Source organism: Tepidiphilus sp. HLB4 (assembly GCF_054823945.1).
In genome coordinates this window covers 1-718 of record NZ_JSYB01000061.1, presented here as the reverse complement: position 1 = coordinate 718, position 718 = coordinate 1, and the positions used below count along the sequence as shown (strand labels likewise).

At 62.4% G+C, this 718-nt stretch carries 1 protein-coding gene; it reads right to left on the bottom strand.

The window, feature by feature from the left end; genetic code table 11:
* On the bottom strand, nucleotides 1-718 hold a 718-nt coding region (locus OA56_RS09090; protein ID WP_461584813.1), incomplete at both ends, for an Rpn family recombination-promoting nuclease/putative transposase.

Below are 718 nucleotides of genomic sequence, written 5' to 3'. Positions count from 1 at the left end.
CTTTGATGCGTTCGGCGAATTGCATGGTCATTTCCCCCAGGTCGTAGGATTCGGGCACGTCGAGCTCGGGCTTGAGGTCTCGTAGCAGGTACTCGCGTATCCAGAGCGCGAGAATGCGCTGAAGTTCCGGATCGCCCGCGAACCAGGCGCGCATCGCCGCACCCAGCCGGGCGATATCTTCGGCCGTCTCTAGCCGTTTGAGCCGGATGGTGGCGGCCACGGCGTTTTGCAGGCTGTCGAGCACTTCGTCACTATAGGCGTTTTCATCGACGAGGAAGTAGGCAAGCCGCGGCAGGTAGTTTCCGAGGATCCCCGGCGGGTGCTCGGGCAGGAGCTCGGCGATGTCGGTGGGGGCGCTCCAGCGCTCTTCGCCGGTGTAGAAGACGATCGGCAAGACCGGCGGTAGTTTCTTGCCCTGGATCTGCCCGCCCTTGATGAGGTCTTGGTAGAGGAGCCCCACGTAGGTGAGCATGCGCACGGCCATCCAGGGGGCGACGCTGCTTTGAAATTCGATCAGGAAGTAGAGGTAGAGCCAGTCTTCGCCGGTCTTCACCCGCCAGAGGACGTCGTCGGCGCGCTCGCGCAGGTCGTCGCTCACGTAGCTCGCGGGGACTTTTTCCAGGGTGGTGAAGTCGAGCCGCTTCATCCAGTCGTCGGGGATGAAACCTTCGACGAGGTGCTGCACCATCTTGGGCGAGGAGAAGAGGTGCTTGTAGCT